General features: G+C 35.4%; 21 protein-coding genes and 6 pseudogenes. 3 read left to right on the forward strand and 24 right to left on the reverse strand.

Going from position 1 to position 21,490, the window contains the following annotated elements:
• Nucleotides 1-127 precede the first annotated feature (127 nt).
• The 8 genes and pseudogenes from ACLIJJ_RS13680 to ACLIJJ_RS13715 form a co-directional block, all read right to left on the reverse strand.
• The gene (locus ACLIJJ_RS13680) at nucleotides 128-604 is read right to left on the reverse strand and encodes a hypothetical protein (protein WP_411411073.1); all 477 of its coding nucleotides are present in this window, start codon (nucleotides 602-604) and stop codon (nucleotides 128-130) included.
• Nucleotides 605-1,079: 475 nt separating this feature from the next.
• A complete protein-coding gene (locus tag ACLIJJ_RS13685) occupies nucleotides 1,080-1,247 on the reverse strand; it encodes a hypothetical protein (RefSeq protein WP_411411074.1) in 168 nt (55 codons plus the stop codon).
• Between the two features lie 234 nt (nucleotides 1,248-1,481).
• Nucleotides 1,482-2,184 (reverse strand): annotated as a pseudogene (locus ACLIJJ_RS13690) (transposase); the annotation flags it as partial.
• Between the two features lie 35 nt (nucleotides 2,185-2,219).
• A pseudogene (locus ACLIJJ_RS13695) lies at nucleotides 2,220-2,522 on the reverse strand (ATP-binding protein); the annotation flags it as partial.
• A gap of 133 nt (nucleotides 2,523-2,655) precedes the next feature.
• Entirely contained in the window at nucleotides 2,656-3,072 is a 417-nt protein-coding gene (locus ACLIJJ_RS13700; RefSeq protein ID WP_411411075.1) for an immunity 70 family protein, read from the reverse strand.
• Between the two features lie 13 nt (nucleotides 3,073-3,085).
• The gene (locus tag ACLIJJ_RS13705; protein ID WP_411411076.1) at nucleotides 3,086-3,256 is read right to left on the reverse strand and encodes a hypothetical protein; all 171 of its coding nucleotides are present in this window, start codon (nucleotides 3,254-3,256) and stop codon (nucleotides 3,086-3,088) included.
• A gap of 272 nt (nucleotides 3,257-3,528) precedes the next feature.
• Nucleotides 3,529-4,767, reverse strand: a pseudogene (locus tag ACLIJJ_RS13710) (IS110 family RNA-guided transposase).
• A 148-nt stretch (nucleotides 4,768-4,915) separates the two neighbouring features.
• Entirely contained in the window at nucleotides 4,916-5,698 is a 783-nt protein-coding gene (locus ACLIJJ_RS13715; protein ID WP_341080915.1) for a recombinase family protein, read from the reverse strand.
• A gap of 205 nt (nucleotides 5,699-5,903) precedes the next feature.
• Between ACLIJJ_RS13715 and ACLIJJ_RS13720 the strand changes: the two genes are divergently transcribed.
• On the forward strand, nucleotides 5,904-6,119 hold the full coding sequence (locus tag ACLIJJ_RS13720; RefSeq protein WP_341080917.1) for a helix-turn-helix domain-containing protein: 216 nt from the start codon (nucleotides 5,904-5,906) through the stop codon (nucleotides 6,117-6,119).
• Here the strand turns inward: ACLIJJ_RS13720 and ACLIJJ_RS13725 are convergent.
• The 16 genes and pseudogenes from ACLIJJ_RS13725 to ACLIJJ_RS13805 all read right to left on the reverse strand — a co-directional run bounded on the left by ACLIJJ_RS13725 (nucleotide 6,116) and on the right by ACLIJJ_RS13805 (nucleotide 18,979).
• Nucleotides 6,116-6,937 carry a replication initiation protein gene (locus tag ACLIJJ_RS13725; RefSeq protein WP_341080920.1) on the reverse strand — a complete coding sequence of 274 codons (822 nt, stop codon included), beginning with the start codon at nucleotides 6,935-6,937 and terminating at the stop codon, nucleotides 6,116-6,118. The two genes, ACLIJJ_RS13720 and ACLIJJ_RS13725, sit on opposite strands and share 4 nt — an antisense overlap.
• Nucleotides 6,938-7,725: 788 nt before the next feature.
• Complete coding sequence (locus ACLIJJ_RS13730; protein WP_341080923.1) at nucleotides 7,726-8,337, reverse strand: pentapeptide repeat-containing protein; 612 nt, start codon at nucleotides 8,335-8,337, stop codon at nucleotides 7,726-7,728.
• 11 nt (nucleotides 8,338-8,348) lie between these two features.
• Complete coding sequence (locus tag ACLIJJ_RS13735) at nucleotides 8,349-8,729, reverse strand: ADP-ribosyltransferase family protein (RefSeq protein WP_341080924.1); 381 nt, start codon at nucleotides 8,727-8,729, stop codon at nucleotides 8,349-8,351.
• Nucleotides 8,730-8,831: 102 nt separating this feature from the next.
• A pseudogene (locus ACLIJJ_RS13740) lies at nucleotides 8,832-9,611 on the reverse strand (transposase); the annotation flags it as partial.
• Between the two features lie 257 nt (nucleotides 9,612-9,868).
• On the reverse strand, nucleotides 9,869-10,645 hold the full coding sequence (locus tag ACLIJJ_RS13745) for a recombinase family protein (protein ID WP_411411077.1): 777 nt from the start codon (nucleotides 10,643-10,645) through the stop codon (nucleotides 9,869-9,871).
• Nucleotides 10,646-10,672: 27 nt separating this feature from the next.
• The gene (locus tag ACLIJJ_RS13750) at nucleotides 10,673-11,062 is read right to left on the reverse strand and encodes a hypothetical protein (RefSeq protein WP_411411078.1); all 390 of its coding nucleotides are present in this window, start codon (nucleotides 11,060-11,062) and stop codon (nucleotides 10,673-10,675) included.
• 17 nt (nucleotides 11,063-11,079) lie between these two features.
• Nucleotides 11,080-11,229, reverse strand: coding sequence for a hypothetical protein (locus tag ACLIJJ_RS13755; protein ID WP_157803564.1), 150 nt, complete (start codon nucleotides 11,227-11,229; stop codon nucleotides 11,080-11,082).
• Between the two features lie 249 nt (nucleotides 11,230-11,478).
• Nucleotides 11,479-12,714, reverse strand: a complete 1,236-nt coding sequence (locus ACLIJJ_RS13760) for an IS110 family RNA-guided transposase (protein ID WP_341080931.1) — start codon at nucleotides 12,712-12,714, stop codon at nucleotides 11,479-11,481.
• Between the two features lie 154 nt (nucleotides 12,715-12,868).
• Nucleotides 12,869-13,645: pseudogene (locus ACLIJJ_RS13765) on the reverse strand (recombinase family protein).
• 475 nt (nucleotides 13,646-14,120) lie between these two features.
• Nucleotides 14,121-14,372, reverse strand: coding sequence for a hypothetical protein (locus ACLIJJ_RS13770; RefSeq protein ID WP_000268085.1), 252 nt, complete (start codon nucleotides 14,370-14,372; stop codon nucleotides 14,121-14,123).
• A gap of 6 nt (nucleotides 14,373-14,378) precedes the next feature.
• On the reverse strand, nucleotides 14,379-14,720 hold the full coding sequence (locus ACLIJJ_RS13775; protein ID WP_341080936.1) for a hypothetical protein: 342 nt from the start codon (nucleotides 14,718-14,720) through the stop codon (nucleotides 14,379-14,381).
• 130 nt (nucleotides 14,721-14,850) lie between these two features.
• Nucleotides 14,851-15,007: pseudogene (locus tag ACLIJJ_RS13780) on the reverse strand (IS110 family RNA-guided transposase); the annotation flags it as partial.
• Nucleotides 15,008-15,114: 107 nt separating this feature from the next.
• On the reverse strand, nucleotides 15,115-15,471 hold the full coding sequence (locus ACLIJJ_RS13785) for an Imm3 family immunity protein (protein WP_172293856.1): 357 nt from the start codon (nucleotides 15,469-15,471) through the stop codon (nucleotides 15,115-15,117).
• 26 nt (nucleotides 15,472-15,497) lie between these two features.
• Nucleotides 15,498-17,837, reverse strand: coding sequence for a deaminase domain-containing protein (locus ACLIJJ_RS26935; RefSeq protein WP_489685866.1), 2,340 nt, complete (start codon nucleotides 17,835-17,837; stop codon nucleotides 15,498-15,500).
• A gap of 266 nt (nucleotides 17,838-18,103) precedes the next feature.
• Nucleotides 18,104-18,394 (reverse strand): hypothetical protein, encoded by a 291-nt coding sequence (locus ACLIJJ_RS13800; RefSeq protein ID WP_411411079.1) that lies wholly within the window; start codon nucleotides 18,392-18,394, stop codon nucleotides 18,104-18,106.
• 276 nt (nucleotides 18,395-18,670) lie between these two features.
• Nucleotides 18,671-18,979 (reverse strand): hypothetical protein, encoded by a 309-nt coding sequence (locus tag ACLIJJ_RS13805; protein WP_411411080.1) that lies wholly within the window; start codon nucleotides 18,977-18,979, stop codon nucleotides 18,671-18,673.
• A 1,461-nt stretch (nucleotides 18,980-20,440) separates the two neighbouring features.
• On the opposite strand from ACLIJJ_RS13805, the gene ACLIJJ_RS13810 reads away from it, so the two are divergent.
• Together ACLIJJ_RS13810 and ACLIJJ_RS13815 are read left to right on the forward strand one after the other, a co-directional pair.
• Nucleotides 20,441-20,608: a hypothetical protein gene (locus ACLIJJ_RS13810; protein ID WP_341080944.1), complete on the forward strand. Its 168-nt coding sequence runs from the start codon at nucleotides 20,441-20,443 to the stop codon at nucleotides 20,606-20,608.
• Between the two features lie 533 nt (nucleotides 20,609-21,141).
• Complete coding sequence (locus ACLIJJ_RS13815) at nucleotides 21,142-21,408, forward strand: hypothetical protein (RefSeq protein WP_341080945.1); 267 nt, start codon at nucleotides 21,142-21,144, stop codon at nucleotides 21,406-21,408.
• Nucleotides 21,409-21,490: the final 82 nt, after the last annotated feature.

A 21,490-nucleotide genomic window follows, 5' to 3' on the forward strand; every position in this document is an offset into this window, starting at 1 on the left:
AAATGTCATCTCGCCTAATTCTCGTTCTTTCAGCCATTCCAAGTATAAACTGGTACTCAATTACGGTGCAACCATCATGAGTTATGAATAAACCTTAGAGAAGGTTAATATATCTAAGGTTTTCAATCTATTCCTTTGTTAGGGGTGTAATATAACAAATATCTATTGAAACTCTTTTAAAAAAATCCAATGCTTCTTGAGTTACAACTAACTCACCTTTTGGAGATAAACAGAAATGATGTCCTGACCAATTTTTGAAGTTCTCTCCTTCTATTTCAATTTTACCAAGTGGAATAAATCTGCTAAATGCAGGAATTTCTTTATTTGGATACATTTCTTTATATTCATTAGACGTTGTAATCAAACACTCTTCAAGTTTGTAATCTATAAAATCACTATTCTCTAATTCAGTCTCAAGAAAACTTGACACAATGAAGGCTGGTGTTGACTCTAATAGGTCATCTCCTAGCCATCCTTCAAATTCATAATGCAAATATTTTACCTTTCCTGATATACCCTCTGTTGCAATATCATCTTCTGTTCCATAAATGGTATATTCACCATGACCACCTGATACTTCTGGTTCTAAAAAATATAATATCATTAGTTACTCCTCCCACATACCTACCTTTTCACTGGCGGATTAAAATTCTCACCATATTTCTTATCTAACTCTATCATATATTTTATTACTTCTTCTTTGTAGGATTTCGACCCAAAACATTTGAAGTAACTCCTTTTGTTTGTGATTAACAATTGAATTCTTATTAATGTTTTCTTTGGTTAATTTATTATTGATACTTGTAATACCTTTTTCAGTGTTACAATCGGTTATATGGATTATTGTTAATTGCCACATTGTTTATCCATGCTTTGTAACATCTTTACCTAGTTGTCAAAGTTATACCTTTATTAACAGCCACTTGGCTTAGTCTATCTACTTCCTTCATCATTACTGGCAGAGGGGCTAAGAAAGGCAAGCAGTAAATATCCCTTGGGATAAATTAGCATTGCGCTGATCATAAGTTAATTCGTTACCTAACATACCTTGTCCAGATAGATATTCAGATAAACCCTTTTTAGATGTCATCCATGTTTTTCCGAGATAGAAAAGAACAAACATTCTTATAAGTACTCAATGCATGTTCAGCAGTACTAATACCTTTTTTAGCGGAATAAATACCTTTACCATCTTCTACAACTCTTCCTGGCCAACCTACTAAAGGAATGAATTCGGCTAAAGCCATGACACCTGCAGTAACTCCTTGAAAAGTAAAAAGCTTTTCTCACGTTACTGGATCTCTCCTTCAGTTTCACTTTTATAATCATAATAGCCACTGAATTCTCCTTCCAATGTTTTTGTACTTCCCAGAGATCTTCATACCCTAAGCTATTACCGACTTGTCTTGCTTCTTTTTCATCCTTTTTTAAATGTCTAATAATTTGAAGTAACTTCTTCCACTTCTGACTTCACTTTGTACATTCACACAAGCAATAGACGCAACTTTATGACATTTGTTATAAGGTTGTGTTTTTAATTTATCATTATACTGATTGAAAGCGCCGTATATCAATATCCGCAAAAGCGTTCAGCTGTTTAGAGTTATCGAACCGGTGAATATCACCGATTTCTGCGATAAGGCGAACTGCTGTATTAGGACCAATCCCTGGAAAGCTGAAAATGATTTTATATTCCTTACGACTTTCAGCCAGCGGAATCATATTTTTTATACACTGTTCCTTCTCACGAAGAAGTTCCTGATACCTTCTTGCATAAGATCTAAGTTGTTCGCATAAAACGTCGGTCGAAGAAACCGCAGGATAAGAAGTGCTTGGCAGCTTCAAATAGATCAAGCGCCTTTCTTTCCGCTACTGCTAATGAAATATTTTTATTGGTGTTCTTACGAACCTTATTTTTGATTACCGTTTTTGAAAGTCCTTGGAGAAGCTCCGGATGGGGAAACAACTGAACCATATTTAAAAACAATTCTGATTTACTAGTAAAATTTTCTCCAGTTTTGGGAACGTTAACTGAATCACTTTATGTATACGGCTGCGAACAATGGATAACTCATCGTCCAGTTCACTATAATATCTCGAGAGCGATTTCAATTGTTGAAGAAGATCGTTGGAACCTTCTTTTTTTCTTCTGTCTATCGTAAAGTGAGTAAGCGCTAGTCGATTGTAGCCGTCAAGTAGTTTTGAACAGTTCTTGCTCATTAAGTTTGAACACTTTTTGCTTCAAAAATTGTTCCTCTATTTTTAATTCTATAACTCTCTCCATTTAAGTGAATGACTTCAACTTTATGAAGCAACCGGTCCAAAATGGCCGTTGTTATTCCTTTATCTCCCATCAATTCTCCCCATTGTTCAGGTCCTTTATTAGATGTAAGGATGATTGAACTTCGTTCATATAGGTCATTAATTAGGTGAAAGAATAAGTTGGCCTCCCGGTGATCCATCGCCATATACATTAGGTCATCAATGATGAATAGGTCTGCTTCTTTTATAGCTTTAAGTTGGATGTACTAAAGAATCGGTTAAAAAATCATATAGGGTTTACAGGGTTTAAGTCTATTATCTGAATAAAATTGTTTTATTCGGTACTCCGTATCGTAAAAAAAACCATGGGTTAGTGTCCCATGGTAAAAAAAATTATAGTTTGTGAATTTTTAAATCACATTTATCTTCTTCTGCTACATCAATTGCTGTACGTAGTACTTCAAAAAATGTTTTCCCATCAGTTGTTGCAAAATAATTCGCTAGACTAGTTACTTTTGGACTTATTTTATCCCCCCCCGGTGGTTTTTGTGATAAGTCATCAATATCCCATATAACTTGTTCCGGCGAGTGTTTTGATAATTCCTGTTCAATTTCAATTAAATTAGCTTTTACAACAGAAACATCATTCCAGTTTAGTTTGTCATTATACAACTTATTCATCATTAAAGGATATTTTGTACCCCATCCTTCTTTTTCTAAATGATAGGAGATTGTTGAAAAAAATGAATGTACAAAATCGCTATGACCTAATTCGTAATAAAAACAATCTACTAATATTCCTACCGCCATCTAATTTTCACCTCTAATCCATTTTAAAAATTATTTCTGCTACATCATTTGTTCTTTCATTTATTTTTTGTTTAATGTCTCTTAAAACATCCCTTGAGACATTTTGACCCCTAACATCAATAATAACAGATTGCTTTGTTTGTTCAGGTAAATCACTTATCCGCTTATTTATTTGCTTTGACACATTTCTTATTAAGTTACTTCTACCAGAAGATGTAGTCACTTTATAATTCTTAACTTCTATGCTATGACCATTGATATAGAAATCTGGTCTTGAACTATTTTTAGTGCCATGACTTACTTCATTACCTTCCTTATATGATACTTGGTCACGATATCCAGGATATTCTTTTCCTACATCAATTTCAGACTGTCTCCAAGATGGTCTAGTTTTATCTATACCCTATGTTGTAATCTTAAAATCCACTAATAAAAAACAATCTATCTTCAACCTTATTAAACTACTACTTTTTCCTCTTTTATTATCGGTAATTCATAGGCTGTTTTGTGCTTCATCATTCCGTATATAATGTTTACAAGCCGTCTCATGATACAAACCAATGCTTGTCCTTTTGTTTTACCTTCTTTTAGTTTCCGTTGATAGTATGCATGGAATACTGGATTCCTTGGCAGCTTACTTCCTTTTGCCACTTGTACTTGCTGTACGGCGAGGTTATAAAATAACGCATGCAACGCACGATTTCCCTGTTTGCTTTTATGTTCCTTACCTTTCCCACCAGAACCAAAGTAAACTGGCGCAATGGCCGCAAATCGTGCTAATTTGTTGGCATTTGGAAAACGGCGTACGTCACCTATTTCTGCGATTAAAGCCGAAGCCGTAACGAGATCTATGCCTGGCATCGTGTCTAATTAAAAGTCTAGTAAACTCATTAACCCTTTTAATTCTCGTTCCACATAGCGCATTTCCTGCTTCTTAAATGAAATGTCTCGGACCATGCTTTTTACTAGAAAGTCTCGTGTTTCTTGGTGTTCTCTTATTGTGTTTCCATCCTCTTTCACCAACTTTAAAATTTCACTCGCTTTTTTCACCGAACATGTATTGCTACTGGCTTCTAATAAAAATATGGTCAATTGCTTTACACTTACCGCTTCTAAACACGGTGGAGACGGGTATCGTTCCCAAAATGCCAATGCTGTTTTTCCATCTACTTCTGAAAAAAACTTTTTATAGCTTGGATAGTGGTGACTTAATTGAATATGCAGTTGGTTCTTTAAAGCACCTTGTGCCTTTACTAATGCATTTCTTCTAATGACCAGCTGTTGTATCGACCAATATAAATCATGTGGTTTAGCGTCTGGTAACTGCTCTAGTTTGTTCACCAAAATTCTGGCTACACATTCTGCATCCCAGCTATCACTTTTTTGTGTGGTCATGTGACTTTTGCGTTCGGCATATGAAAGAGCTGGGTTCACTTCTTTTACAATTTGTTCATGGTCTGCTAAATATTTAGCTAACGCTCTCCCATAACCCCCAACATCTTCTAAACCAAAAATGGGTGTCAAACCATCCTCCATATGTTTATAAATATCCAATAAAAAAGTTGAAAAAGCAGAAGGTTTATTTTCAAACTTTATTTCGTCTAGTTTTTCTTGCCAACAATTAATAATAACCGCCACATGGTGTTGCTTATGTAAATCTACTCCCACATAAAAATGCTTCTGTCTTTCGTGCATTAACTTATCCTCCTATTCAATGGAATGAAAATGCCGGCAACCTTAGTTCGAGCGTTCACCAACTGGTGCGCATTGGTACGAAAGCCTATCCATTTTCACCGTTATATGAAGATATATAAGTAAATGAGCACCTTTTTTAAGTAGCCCTTCAAATTATTGCAGGGTGTTGCCCATTTGCTTGTATTTGTCCATATGTATAAATCCCCCGATAAAAGCTCTCACGGTCTAAAATGCGCTTCACTTGTACTTTTGTAAATCGTTTTCCTTTCTCTGTTTGATAGCCTTCCATGTTAAGCTGTTCTGCCAATTTAGATAGTGACCAATGTTTAAAAAAATGTCTTAATTCAAATAGCCTCCGTACAACGATCGCTTTCTCTGTATCCACTTCTAATACTTTTCGTCCTTTCTGTACTGTATAACCAAACATGACACCACCACCTGCATAGCCACCTTGTTCAGCTTTTTTCTTTCTGCCCCTACTTAGTTTCAATGCAATCTCTAATCGTTGATATTGGTCTAATAGCTCCAACATCCCATTCACTAAAAAATCATTTGGTTCATGTGTGTATATGCTGTAATTTGGCTGCTCTATCGCTTTCACATCTGCGTTATATTTTTTCAACTCTCGTTGTATCAATACTTTTGCCATATCAGAGCGCCACAAACGAGAGGTATTCAGTACAATTACTTGGCTAACTTGATGGTATTCTATATCTGCTAATAACTCTTGCAATCCTTCTCGCTCAATTGTTAATCCATCTTCATCAACTGTCGCTCCGCTGAGTCCTCTATCTTCATATATGTGGAGCAATTGTAGCTTACTTTCGTCACAATACCTCTCAATTTCTTCTACTTGATACGCTAAGCTATAATCTTCACGTACTTGCCCTTCTGTTGAAACTCGTACATAACCAACTGCTTTTTCTTTCATAATGTCCCTCCCGTTACAGCAATTAAAGTCCCTGTAACGCTTACCCGTTTTTTGCGGATAACTTGTGTGTAACGTCTATCCGTTACAACATACTGTACGACCTTACCCAAATTTTGCACAACCCTTTATTTTACAGTCGTTTTTTCTCTAGTAGGGTCGTACACTATACATAACCGTTACAATCTAACAAAGAGGTGTTTTTATTATGTCTTCTACTATTCGTTTACGTCTCAATGAAATTTTAATTGAAAAACAAATGAGCCGTCGGCAACTTGCCAGACAAGCCGCTTTACGTCCGAATACGGTAAATGACCTATGTACTCGCCCTGTACAATGTGTGCATACACGTATTCTCTCTATCTTATGCGATACATTAGAAGTTTCTATTCAAGACCTCCTTGTATTAGAGCCAATTGACTAAGCAACCCCAAGTACCATCGAACATGGCTCATCTATCAGTTGTTTCCATACTGCTCCTGCTAACTCGTCGAAATCCACTCGATACTGTTTCGCAAGGGGCTCTTTTATTGCTCTACGTATATACTGCGTGTACATGTCTTTTCCATCTCGTAAATTAATGACTCGTTCTACTTCTTTCTTCTCCAACGCTTGCCAATCCATTATCACCGCCGCAAAGTATTGTTTATTCTGTTTTGGCGAATGTCTCTCTATATCTTGAAGCTCTATTTTTTCATCTGGTTTATAGACGACTTCAATCCTACTCAAATCGTTTTCCAAATAAATACCTTTATTTCTAAATAGCTCTAGTCTCTTATCATAAATTCGACAATATCCATTCTGTTTTCTTTGATAACCTTCACCAAAATAACGTGTCGTTTCACAATGACTCATTTTCCTCCGCACATCTATTGGTATAACGACCACATTTTCTAGTTTCGTTGGTATATCGTACGCTACATCACAGCTCACAAATTCTACTTGGCTTGCCCGCTTCCCTATCATCTCTAGTATTTCTCTGAAATGTGAGTAATGCTCTGGCCTTGTTTCAATCCTTAGGGTATGTAAGTGACCTTCTGTTTCTCTAAAGTTTTTAAAATATAGATGAATGTATACATCGTCACTTTTCCGCATGTGCAGTTCATAGCTATATGTTCCACTATAAATCTTCATTTTCACTTTATATTTCTGCACTCCCACCATATAAACACGTAAAAATGCTGAATGTGGTACATCCTTATAATCTATAACAAATTTATCTATTGAAACTTCTATTTCCATCGCATTTTCTTCCCCTTGTATAAAATTTTAATACTTAGTACACTAATTAAATAATCGTAATCCGTATTTAAACATGCAAAAAAAGCACTTGTCGCCTGTTATAGACAATCAAGTGCTTTAAGTTTTAGATTTTCTAAGTTTATTAATATTTGCAAGTTTTATAAGTTATTTTAGTATTGACAGTTTGACATCTTTTTTACTACATGGCAAGTGTAACGTTTAAACCCTTTAGCTTGTTTAATCTCGTGTGTTTGTTGCTTACGACATCCATAAAGTGGTCCTTGTAAGTAAAATGTCATCTCGCCTATTCTCGCTCTTATTGCTTAATTGTTAAAATAGCACTCCTTGATGGTCTAGCCTTCATGAGTTATTAATTCAAATTCAACGATATCTTTAACTGTACACAATTAAAAAACTATTTATATCCTTGTTTATCGCCACGAGCTTTGTTATTATCGTTTATTTAGTCACTATTTCATACAACACTATCTCCTGCATGTAAAATGTCATCTCACCTAATTCTCACACTTTTCTTCCTAGACCACTGTTTACAGAACACTCCTTGATGGTCCAGCCTTCATGAGCTCTCAATTCTCAAACAATTATTGTTCATTAGGTCCATTCCTATCGCTTGTGATTTTTTGCCATGTTTTATTTTCTCCTTTGATTTCTTTATATGAAAAAAAAGTTTATTCCTAACTCATAGCCAAGTTGGAATAAACCTTTTGAAAGTTTATGAAGCGTAGTTGTGAATAGAATTTGCTTATCGCTTAGTGTATTCTTAAATTCTACTCAATGTTCAAACTTTTATTTTGTAACCATTTCCTAGCTTCTTCACCCATTAAAATTATTGGTTTTTCTGCAGTTCCTATATTGATACTTTTTATAAAAGCCTCTTCTATTCCACGAATGCCAGTTAATATAGCTCCGTTTAGCAATACATTTTCAAACGTTGCTAACCGTATATCGGCATTTAATAAAACTGCATTACGAAAATCCGCCTCATCAAAAAGACCAGCTACTAAATTAGCGTCTGATAAATCTGCTTTAGCAAACACGGTTTCAATACATTCACTATCAGCAAGTCTAGCAGCTTTAATATTGGCATTTGTGAAGTCTACATACGAGACATTAGATTTTCCAAAATCTGCTCCTTCTAAATTTGCAGATATAAAAGTTGATGAACATAGTAAAGATGACGAGATATCCTTGTTATTTAAATCCATGCCATCAAAGATACAATCTGTTATATACGCTTGGTCTAGTGGATACGGGGACAAATCCACATTTCGCAAATCAATCTCATCTATACCTAGTTTTTCTCCTTGTTCACCAATAGTTTCAATCCAAAGACGGTGCGACTCTAATTGAACGATAATTTCTCTGATATCAGTATTCATACTAACCTCCCTTATGGATACCAAATAATCCTATTTGATACTCTAGCTTTCTCTATTGCCTCTTTTAATTGTTCAACATGTTCAGGAATCATGTCCCTTACATCCACAATTACATTATAATTTTTTTCAAGTTCTTTATTAATACCTTTCATCCCGTTACTTACTGTAAATGCCCCTTTCTTAGGTGATGTATGACCATTCGGATAAGAGACGAAGCTTTTAACGTCCCATTTAGTATTATTTGTTGTATCAATAAATTCTGCCCCACCATTGCCTTGTGGATCACGTATAATCTTCCCTAACTTACCTTGTTGCTCCAAATCGAGCCCTATCTCTCTTTCTTTCAAACCCTGATCCCTAATTTTACCACCATGCGATGGATCTCCTGCCAAATCATCTAATTCTTTCTGTTTTCTTCCTCCAGTATATTTACCCGTACCCTATGTTGTAATCTTAAAAGCTAAAAGTAAAAAATCAGCCTTTTATAACCTTTATTAAACTACTTCTTTCTCTTTTATTATCGGCAATTCATAGGCAGTTCTGTGCTTCATCATGCCATAGATAATGTTTACAAGCCTTCTCATAATGCAGACCAATGCTTGTCCTTTTGTTTTGCCTTCTTTCAGTTTTCGTTGGTAGTAAGCATAGAACACTGCGTTCCTTGGCAGTTTAATTCCTTTTGCTACTTGCACTTGCTGTACAGCTAGGTTGTAAAATAACGCATGCAGCGCCCGATTTCCCTGTTTGCTTTTTTGTTCCTTGCCTTTCCCACCAGAACCAAAATAAACAGGCGCTATCCCTGCAAATCGTGCGAATTTATTGGCATTAGGGAAACGTCTTACATCCCCAATCTCAGCAATTAAAGCGGAATCTGTCACAAGGTCAATTCCTGGCATAGAGTCTAGTTGAAAGTCTAATAAACTCATTAACTCTTTTAATTCTCTTTCCACCTTGCCTATTTCCTGCTTTCCAAACAAAATGTGGCACACAATGCTTTCTACCAAAAAGTTTCGAGTTTCCTGATGTTCTTTTGTTGTGTTCCCATCTTCTATTACTAGCTTCAATATTTCATTTGCTTTTTTCACCGAACAAATATTATGGCTCACTTCTAATAAAAAGGTGGTCAATTGTTTTATACTCACACCTTCTAAACAAGACGGTGAAAGATAGCGTTCCCAAAAAGCCAATGCTGTTTTTCCATCCACTTCTGAGAAAAACTTCTTATAGCTTGGATAATGGTGGTTCAATTGAATATGTAGTTGGTTCTTTAAAGCACCAACTTCTCCTGCCAACAATAAATAATCACTGCCACATGTTGTTGTTTATGCAAGTCTACTCCAACATACAAGTGTTTCTGTTTTTCATGCATGGTTCATCCTCTTATTCAGTATTCAGTTATCAATTATTGAATGAAAATGCCAGGAACCTTAGTTCGAGCATTCACCTATCGTGCGCATTGGTACGAAAGCCTATCCATTTTCAACTTTACATAGGATATATAAGAAAATGAGTCCCTTTTTTAAGTAACCTTTTAAATTATTGCTTCATGTTTTCCATTTGCTTGTATTTGTCCGTATGGATAGATCCCTTGATAAAAACTTTCTCGGTCTAATATTCGCTTCACTTGTACTTTCGTAAATGCTTTCCCTTGGGTTGTTTGATAGCCTTCTTCATTCAATGCTTCTGCCAAACTAGAAAGTGACCATTTCTTATATTTTTGTTTAAGTTGAAATAATCTTTTTACTACTTCTGCATGCCCGTTATGTATTTTTTGTTCTTTTTCACCCTTTTGTTTGGTATAGCCAAATGTCGCTCTTCCTCCTTCATATCTGCCTTCCTTTGCTTTCTTGTTTCTGCCTTTCGTTAGTTTTAGGGCTATTTCAAGTCGTTGGTATTGGTCTAATAACTCCATTAAGCCATTGACCAAAAAGTCGTTTGGGTCTTTTTTGTGAATGCTGTAAAATGGCTGTTCAATCCTTTTAATATCACAGCCATATTTCTTCAACTCTCGTTGTATCAACACCTTTACAATGTCTGACCGCCATAATCGGCTTGTGTTCAGCACCACCACATATTCAATTTGGACAGACGAAAGGTGAGCCAACATTTTCTGTAAGCCCACCCTATCAATTTCTAATGCTTCTTCATTCAGTTTTGCGCCACTAATTCCTTCATCTCTAAAAATATGAATCAAGTTTAAGCCTTGTTCCTTACAATATGCTTTAATTTCATCTTCTTGATATTTCAAGCTATATCCATCTTTCGCTTGCCCTTGTGTTGAAACTCGCATATACCCGATAACGTTCAATTTCTCACCCTCCCGTTACATAAATTTTTAATCAATAGTTGTTCTTATAAATTCTATACTTATTCTGTCAACTTTTATTTCAATATATTTATCCATCAATTCAGGATAATCAGAGAAATACTCGTCTTCGTCAGTAAAAATTAATCCTGCTTCAATTGTATCCTCATGTAACAAACCCCTTATATAATACTCATAACCCAAACCAATACGTTCTATTTCTTTCTTCTCTCCCTGGATTTCACGAATCATTAATTCATTTAAGATAGTAAACCCTATTGATACAGGATAACTTTTTCCTACTTCAATTTTATAAGGACAAATAAAAGCAAATCCTGTAAATTCAATACCCTCAATCTCAATTGTCACTTCTTCCTCAATTTGTGGGTCTAGCCTTTTAACAAGAGCCGTATATACCATATATAAATCCTCACTTCCTACTCTGCTGGATTAATCACTGGAATATTTTCACCATTAATGGTCTTCCAAATCTTTTTGCCACTCTGAGTATGGTAGGTCGTAATATCTCCATTATTATTAGTACCTACAAATTCAAACTTGGCTTTACCATTTTTGTTATTCCCCATAAACTTGCATATCCTGTCCTTATTTCATCTTTATATTCATACTTCACCTTTATGCCATTATTAATAACCTCTTTTGCACCTTCAAGATACTCGTCGGCATTTTTATATAATCCGTCAAATTCCTTCCCATGCTTATCAAAATGTCCTTCTAGTTTAGCACGATCTGCAAAATCTGAAGGGTTTTTACTGGTACCCTATGTTGTAATCTTAAAAGCTAAAAATAAAAAAATTAGCCATTTTACCACCCTATTAAACTACTTCTTTCTCGTGCACTATCGGCAATTTATAGGCTGTTTTATGCTTCATCATGCCAAAAACAATGTTCACAAGCCTTCTCATGATACAAACCAATGCTTGCCCCTTTGTTTTGCCTTCCTTAAGCTTTCGTAGGTAGTAAGCATGAAACACAGGATTCCTCGGCAGTTTACTTCCTTTTGCTACTTGCACTTGTTGTACTGCTAGGTTGTAAAATAAAGCATGTAACGCCCGATTTCCCTGTTTGCTTTTTTGTTCCTTACCTTTCCCACCAGACCCAAAGTAAACTGGCGCAATACCCGCAAATCGTGCTAATTTGTTGGCATTTGGAAAGCGTCTTACGTCACCTATCTCTGCAATTAATGCCGAAGCTGTCACAAGGTCAATTCCTGGCATGGAGTTTAGTTGAAAGTCTAGTAAACTCATTAACTGTTTTAATTCGCCTTCCACATAGTTCATTTCCTTCTTTTTAAACGTAATGTCTCGAACGATGCTTCTTACTAGAAAGTCGCGTGTTTCTTGATGTTCTTTTGCAGTGCGTCCATCTTCTTTTACTAGCTTTAATATGTCATTAGCCTTTTTCACGGAACATGTATTGTTACTGGCTTCTAATAAAAAAGTGGTCAATTCTTGTAAGGTTATACTCTCTAAACAAGATGGTGACGGATATCGTTTCCAAAATGCCAATGCCGTTTTTCCATCTACTTCTGAGAAAAACTTCTTATAGCTTGGATAATGGTGGCTCAATTGAATGTGCAGTTGGTTCTTTAAAGCACCTTGAGCTTTCACCAACGCATTTCTTCTAGTGACCAATTGTTGTATCGACCAAAATAAATCATGTGGTTTAGCGTCAGGCAATTGGCTAAGTTGTCTTACCAATATTCTAGCCACACATTCCGCATCCCAGCTATCACTTTTTTGTACGGTCACATGGCTTTTTCGTTCAGCGTACGAAAGTGCTGGGTTAACCTCTTTTACAACTTGTCCATGGTCCGTTAGATATTGTGCCAGTGCTCGACCGTAACCGCCCACATCTTCTAATCCAAATACAGGTGTCAACCCTTCTTCTGTCAGTTTATCAATATCTAGTAAAAATGTTGAGAAAGCGGACGGTTTATTTTCAAACTTTATTTCATCTAGTTTTTCCTGCCAACAATTAATAATCACTGCCACATGGTGCTGTTTATGCAAGTCTACACCCACATAAATATGTTTCTGCTTTTCATGCATCGTTCATCCTCCTATTCAGTTGTTTATTGAATGAAAATGCCGGCAACCTTAGTTCGAGCGTTCACCTATCGGTGCGCATTGGTACGAAAGCCTATCCATTTTCAACCTTACAGAAGAACTTATAAGAAAATGAGTCCCTTTTTTAAGTAATCTTTTAAATTATTGCTTCATGTTTGCCATTTGCTTGTATTTGTCCATATGTACAAATCCCTTGATAAAAACTTTCTCGGTCTAATATTCGCTTCACTTGTACTTTCGTAAATGCTTTCCCATGCGTTGTTTGATACCCTTCTTCATTCAATGCTTCTGCCAACCTAGACAGTGACCATTTCCTATGTAGCTGTTTAAGCTCAAACAACCGTATTACTACTTCTGCATGACCTTTATGTATCTTGAGTTCTTTTTCACCCTTTTGTTTCATATAACCAAATGTTGCTCTTCCTCCTGCATATCCGCCTTCCATTGCTTTCTTGTTTCTCCCTTTTGTTAGTTTTAGCGCTATTTCAAGACGTTGATATTGGTCTAATTACTCCATTAAGCCATTGACCAAAAAGTCATTGGGGTCTTTCTTATGAATGCTGTAAAATGGTTGTTCAATGCTTTTAATATCACAGCCATATTTCTTCAACTCTCGTTGTATCAGCACCTTCACAATATCTGACCGCCATAATCGACTTGTGTTTAGCACCACCACAAACTGTATTTGGACAGACGAAAGGTGAGCCAACATCTCCTGTAAGCCCACCCTATCTATTTCGAATGCTTCTTCATTTAGTTTTGCGCCACTAATTCCTTCATCTCTAAAAATATGTATCAAGTTTAAGCCTTGTTCCTTACAATATGCTTTAATTTCCTCTTCTTGATATTTCAAGCTATATCCATCTCTTGCCTGCCCTTGAGTTGAGACTCGTATATACCCAACAACGTTCAACTTTTCACCCTCCCGTTACATAAATTGTAATTTTCGTAACGCTTTTTAACGAATAGCGAGTATTATACGACCTTCTCTTGTAAAAATACAACCCAAAACTTTAAGCCAAGGTAGCACAAGCAAACACTTTCACGTTATCCATTGTTTATCGCCACGAGCTTTGTCAATCTCGTTAGTTTTTTACCCACTCCATATAATAAACTACCCCTGCCTTGTAAAATGTCATCTCGCCTATTTATCGTACTTGTCACTTTATCCGAGTATTAAAACCAAACTCCATGATGGTACTACCATCATGAGCTCTCGATTCTCAAGCAAAACATTTTCTTATTGTCTCACTCAATTATCAACTGTTTTAATATAAATTAAAGTAAAAAACCTTGAGAGGCATTTAGCCAATCAAGGTCCTTATATTGTGCTATATCTCTTAAATACCTATATCTAATAAAAAATTTATAAAATCATAAGCAGGCAATTAAGATTCAATAGTTGTTCGATCAACAAAATTTTGATTTTCTTTAATAATCATTCTTGAAAGTCGTCTTCCTGCTCTCTTAAAGAAGAATTCATCAGCGAACTCTTGTGAATCAATTTGCGATAGTTGGTTGATAACTCCATTTATTTTATCATATTCAATTCGTCCCATTAAATCTTCATTCGGTCCATATTGATAAACCACCCTCTCTTCATCCTCAAATTCCTTCAACATTAAAACAAAAACTGCCATGAATCTTCACTCCTCATAGTTTTTCTCCCAATTCCATGGTCTTCCAGATTCTATAGTTTTGTCATGAGCTGTTCTATAATTAGTCTGGAATATACCCTCAAATTTTGACTCAAAAATTTCGTGATGTAATAATTGTATATCAGAATCTACTTGTTTCCCATCCATCAATCTTTGCCATGCTTGAGCTAGTTCGTAGTCCGGATCAAATCTCCCAACTCCATAATCCTTTATATGAGAGTTATTAAAAACATGATCTTTAATCCTTTGTATTCTAGCAACAGAAAAGCCTGTATTTTTAGCAATTGCATTCACATCTTCTGTTCCTAGATTTCTAAATTTTTCATACATTTCTTCTGCAATAGCTTCTTCCTTAAAGAACTGCTCTGGGGATATATTTCTTCCACCAGTTTCAGCATATTGTATAGAATTACCCGTACCCTATGTTGTAATCTTAAATGCTAGGCAACCATTTATACCCCTATGAAACGCTTTCTTGATTGTTTATTACGGGCAGTTCATAAGCAGTTTTATGTTTCATTATGCCTTTTCATAATACATACCAATGCTTGCCCCATTGTTTTGCCTTCTTTGAGTTTACGTTGGTAGTAAGCATGGAAAACGGGGTTCCGTGGCAGTTATTTTTGTTATCCAAGACAATGACTCCTTACAAAAAAGCACTTGTTGCCTAAAAAGACAATCAAGTGCTCCTTATAGTTATCTAATGTTGAGAATCTAATATAACTTACTCGGCAGATGGGTTATAATCTATCTCAACTTTACTAAGACCCACTAATACTTTTTCTATCCTATTAGTTAAATCTGCTATTTCCTCTTTTGTCAGTTCATTTGAAGCATCTATATCTTTAAACTTGCTTAATCTCCTTGTTATACCTTCAATAAGCCCAATAAAAACTTTATCATGTCCAATTGCAATCTCACCAATAGCAGTATCAACAATAACATCTTCTATCTTACCTAAGTTATCAAACTCATCTGATAGTTTTGCTATAGCATACTTATATCCCCTATCTTCATCTAACAACTCTTCATATGTCTCCTGAATTGCTTCAAATAATTCATTATACTCCCAATCTTTCATAATTACTTTCCTCCAAAGAATTTAGTTTAAGGAATAATTCTATTACCATTGTTGTGTACGACTTCTAATTCAATATTTTTATATTTAGCTGCAAACTCTGCTATAACTTTATTACAACTGTCGCAAGTATCCAATTCTGTAAATAACTTAATTCTACCACTAGCTTGTGTATTATCCCCAAGCCTAGAAGCTATATCATTTAGTATTTTATACTCAGTATCTGTATTCCTTAAATAATTAAATCCATTTTTACCAACTGCTTCTGTAGCCTTAAACATTGGATTTTCAGGTTGTAAAGAAATATCAGGCACCTTATGCTCAAGACTTCCCTTAAGTTCATTTATGCTACTTTGAGCATAAAATTCCGATTTGCTTATCCCACTGACATCCACTTCGGCAACAGCAAAATTACCAGATTTCTTATATTTACTCGATAAATTTCCTCTTAGTTCCTTCACTCTATCAATTATATGCGCTTCTGTTACTGAATCTATTTGTCTAGTTGGATATACTTTACCCGTACCCTTAGTAACTTCAGTATTAGCCTTATTTCCCTTTACCTTCTCTTTTATTTTCCTCAAATCACCCTTAGAAACCTTAATCGACCTACTAGAAATCCTTCCACCTCTAAAACCATAAACACTCCCAATTAAACTGCTAAAGATAATCGAATTAGATTCTAGCTTCGATAACTCTTCTCCAGTCCAGAGATTGTATCCGTCTTTTGCTGCTTGGATTTGTTCGAGGTAAATATCTGAGTCAGGCTCGTTGTCTAACTTGATTTCTCCCTTTTTTATAGCCTCATTATATGCTAGGCTTGCTTTGGCTGCATCTTGATCTGTGCGACCGTTTTTACTAAGGACCCATGTATTGCCTACGAGCTTTTTCTCATATTGGCTGAAGTCATACTTCATTTCTGTTTTACCAGCGTTTTTTATAGGTGTGCTTTCTTTGCTGGTACTTTTAACAAAATGATTGGAAACTTTCTTTAAGTTATTGTCTACATCGTCTGTTTTAAACATAGCCAAACTTGGACCAAGTGGAGAAAGTTGGCTGTTAGATTGATAAATATTTGTCAGGAAACCTTTATATGTTAATTGGCTTTTGCTTAATCCAGTTTGCACTAGCTGGTATGTTTTATGGACTGGTAGTTCACTAATTCGAACGGCTTCTTTTATCACGCCAGGGGCATATGGGACAAATGGTATTGCTCCAATCATGCTTTGGGTAATACTTGCTTGGCGCTGTTCATCTGTGAGTTTGTTGCCGAACATGTCTTTTCCTGTTATATATTCCGATAGTCCATTTGCTGAAATAAGGCCAAATATGCCCATTTCTGTTTGTTCTAGTTTAGTAAAGGTGCGGACATTTTTATAAGCGTCAAGCGCATGATCGGCTGTATGAATCGCTTTTGTTGCTGAATAAATGCCTTTGCCGCCTTTAAGGGCTCTTCCTGCCCAGCCTACAATTGGAATGAAGCCTGCGGCTGCCATTGCGCCAGCGGCTACTCGTTGTCCTGCCGTCAACTTTGCACCTGTAACGGGATCAACTCCGTCTTTAGCTCGTATGTAGTCATAATAACCGGTTAACTCGCCGGCGAAGGTTTTCGTGCCCTCCCATAGGTCTTCATACCATGGGCGGTTTGCTATTTCCCTTGCTTCTTTCTCTTCCTTTTTATAGGAGAGGTAGCTGTTAGTTTGTGTCTTTGCTTCTACCATGGACTGATAGGCATCACTCGATTGATAGGCTTCTGCATCAAAATGGATGGGTGAAATACTGCTGCCTTGTCTTGTTGCTTCCATTAAAGATTGGAAAAGAGCTTGAACATAGTGCTCTTCTCCTTCTGAAGAAAGGTATTCATCTTTTAACTCTTGATCGACTTCCCCAACTGCATCGATCGTTTTGGTCCGTTTTTCGTTTGCATCCATCATCAGATCGTCAAACCGGGAACGGGAAAAAGGCGTTAAAGACACTAGATCATCAATGTCCCTAAAAATTTGCTCTAACGCTTTTCGTTGCTCACTAATCATTTCGTCTGCTTGACGTTCTTTATATGCAAGCTCCTCTTCTAAAAAAGATGTTTCCACACGAGAATGGCCGCCTAAGTCTTTATCTTCTAGCCTTGCGCTAACGCCTTCAAAGAAGGCAATCTGTCTGTCAATCAGCCGTTGCCATGCTTCTACCACTTCCAGCTGGCCCTGATAAAATCCTTTAATTGCTTCGGCACCTTTTCCTTCAAAATCATCTAAATGAACAATCTCCTGGAAGGCTTTGTGCAGCTGTGTAAACTGTGTGCGCAGTTCTTTATAGTGCTTAGCCCTTCCTTTCATTGTATCACGTAAACTAGATGCATCTAAAACTTTCATTTTTTCGCCTCTCTTTTACACGGATAATAGGTCCTTTAGTTAATAAACGGCCAGGATATTCCATATCCTTTTATTGTAAAAAAGATGCAGGCGAGTTTAAATAGGAAATTGGTTGGAAATTATAAACTAACTTACGCTAAAGTATTTATAGTTCTACCTCAGCTAGACAACCTTTGTGCATGCTTAAAATAATTATTAGCAGTCTTACCATTTGCAAAAGTACTAATATGATGAGAAGCCATTCCGTTTGGCTAAGGTCTATGTTTTTAAGCTCGATTAGTAATGCCATCTTGCTTATAATGTTCATCATTACCTGTTTGTACAGTAAAGACAAAACTGCTAGGTGTGTTTTCTGGAACTGATACCCTATAATTTTCATTAAATGTATAGTTTACTAGAGGATAGACGGAATATGCCATTGAAGCTTCATAATCATTAGAGGCTATGAATTTAGTAGAGGCATCGTCTAGTGATTCTGCCTTTATAACCGAATGGAAAAAGTCTGAAAACGTGTCATGTTTAATCACTAAGAAGTTCTTCATCAAGTTTTTCTCCATAATAATTTAGTTTTATCTATTATTCTCCCTATATAATCATCGTCAAAAACATTCTAATTTACAGTTATTCTACATGTAACAACGATTCACCTGCCAAAATTTAGGGAACAAGCACCGTTTTTATACTTTTACGGTGCTCAACCAATTATAATTAAGCGTCTAAGATATACCGGACCAAATCGAGTACCTTTTGCGTGTTACCATCCGTTTCGCACGTCACGATGGAATCTGGCTTCCTACTTGTTTTATAATGTCATAAATAACAGCTGCTTTTGTCTATGCGCTAGAATGGACAATATGATAGTTTGGGTTCTGGAATAAAGATTGAATAAAAAGCAGGAACGATTCTTTAAAGATATTCTTATACTGACCGCCAAACTGGGCATATTCTGCTTGTCGTATTCGTTCCTGCTCTTGAGCAAATCTTGCTCTTTCCTCTAATTCTCGTTTTTGCTGAGCAGCCTGTTCTTGCGCTTTTTGGTCACGGGCCAATTTTGCTTGTTGTTCTTGTTCTTGTTCTTGTATGCGTGCCAGCTCTCTTTGAAGCTCCTGCTTCGCAATTTCTGCCTGACGTTCTTGCTCCAAACGACGAGCTTCACCTTCTTGTCGTGTTTTTTCTCGAGGAATCTCTATTAGTACATTCTGAAAGTTAGATGTCTCGGTAACAGCTGGCGTGATGTTTATTTCTGCTATGGCCGTCTTTAATTGTCTGTGTTTAGGTCACTGGTATTAATTGGATTTTGGGCGCTAATTTCAACACATGTTGTGTTGTTCATTTCGTAAAACCCCCTATTTATTTTGGGTTCTCTTATCAGGCAAAATAAAAAAACGCTGATAAATCAACGTTTTTCATACCAATCTTGTTTTTCAGCTACGGGATAGCTAATGGCAGATCGACTTGTTAGATCAATTTCTACATGCCTCCTCATTTTTGAACAAACATACCGGATATTACCCCTTAATTACTATCGAGGTAATAAAAGCTACAAGAAAAGTTAAAATTAACACTAAATTAAAGTCCAAATTAAAAAAAGTAGTGATAACTAGAAAGAATATTACTATTATTGCTAAACAGATTAGACTTAGCAAAAGACCTTTTTTTATGGGATTTATAAACAGATAGTTAGAGAAATAAACCATACCAAACATAAGAATAAGCAGTAATGGTATAGTTATCGGAGTAAACACATCAGGTATAAAAAGAATTATTAATATTGGTAAATATGTTAAAACTTTTTCTAATATTATATTGCCTCTGATTATATTTATAATTTTCATTTAATTTTCTCCTATTATGAATGGTTTTAGAGACTTAAATTTTTCCTGTCCCATTCAACCCATTTCTTTATTCTACTAATAATATTTTTATCGGTGAAATATATTATTTCTCGCCTATTTTTCCTGTTTTGTTTCTATGTTTATTAAATTGTTCCTATTTGGTTCTCAATGTTCCTTTTTGCGGAACTTTTTTCATCTTCAATACTAATTTTATTTTTTAATAAAAAAATGAATGAGTAAATTTAGAAATAATATTTCAGTTTTGTTCCTGGTTATTGTGAATTGTTCCTGCTTTGTACCTTCTTTTTTACATATTTAGGCCGATTGTGGATATATTATGGTTTTATAAGAATTGTCACTTTGATCTTTTTATTTATATCTAAAGATCATTTTACTTATATATATTACGCATATAAAGATTTGCATAATAATGCAGGAACAAAGAGACATATCTCAAATGAACGTATTTTTTATGTGACTAAGTGTGTCATTTCCATTGGATAGTTTTACTAATGAGAGCCTCACGTTTATGTCTTCCTCACATATGGATAGATTTTTAGATATTTCATTATGTTTATTAATATTTAGAACCTCTATAGGGCTAATGAGGACAAGTAATATTTAGAAAAAGTATAAATACAAGATTTTTATTAAGGATATAATAAATTTAAATATCTTAAAACGTTATTCTTTTAGGTATGACTGTGAACCGTATGCATGAAATGAATAAGGAGAGGATTAATCATTAATTACAATGACAACAAGCATATGATCTGTGATGAATGCAAGCAAGAGTTTCGCTATAAAAGTAGCTATTATGATAAAGATAAGCGCTCAGAAGTGAAGCAGTATAAATGTGGTTGCCCTACTATCCAGCTTGAAACGGTAAAATATTTCAGCAGAGATGAGTTAGCACCATGGGAACGGGTCAACTGAAATTTATTAGGAGTATCAAGTTTTGAGTTTTGTCTATAGATAAACAACGAGAAAGATTGATTAAAGAACATAAAAAACTTCATATATTCCCTGTATCTGATTATACGGAATTAACGATGAAAAAATTGCTCGCTCCATCAAGATGATAAAGTAGCAGAGAAGACAAGATGTACTTTATCGGAAAAATGCTTTTAAAGTAGGAGAAAACAGTTCCATTCTTATGCTGGGATTGTGAAAGGAAATTTGAGGGGACTCTTCAGGATACGAAAATCGTTGAGACGGCTCCGAGAACGCTTGAAGGTAGGTTTGCTGTTATTTGTGAAGACTACCAAAAAAAAGAAGTTTGATGAATATTGATTTAAATGAAGTGAAACGACAATAATAATATGAATACCCTTTAAAAGTCGGTTTTACATATTTTTTTAAAATAAGGAAATTATAAAGTTATCTTCTAAAGAAAGTAACAAATAAACTCCAGTGTGGAGCGAGTTCTGTGATCTGAATTTCATTCGTTTAACAAAAGGATTGGTATTATGTTAGAAAAACAGCAATTAACATTATTAACTATCTCTGAATTGGATAAAAACTATCTTAGGAATAACTTGTTAAAAGAGAAGCCTTTTAAAGTACCTACTAAAAATGGCCTCACCGTGGTAAAAAGCGAAGAATTGTATGAACTTATTTTAGAAACCCAGTCAAAGGAAGAAATACGAGAGCTTGTGTTAATGATTAAGATAGCTAAAAAAAGACAGATGACAATTCGGCACATATTTCAAACAATTGCATTCGGTTTGATTTAAAAGAAAAAACATTATAACATTTGGTCTGTATGAAATAAAAAGATGGCTCCTTTATGTAGAGGGAGCATCTATTATTTGCAAT

The sequence above is a fragment of the Niallia laureatilytica genome (assembly GCF_046613985.1).
In the GTDB taxonomy this organism is placed as follows: Bacteria; Bacillota; Bacilli; order Bacillales; family Cytobacillaceae; genus Niallia.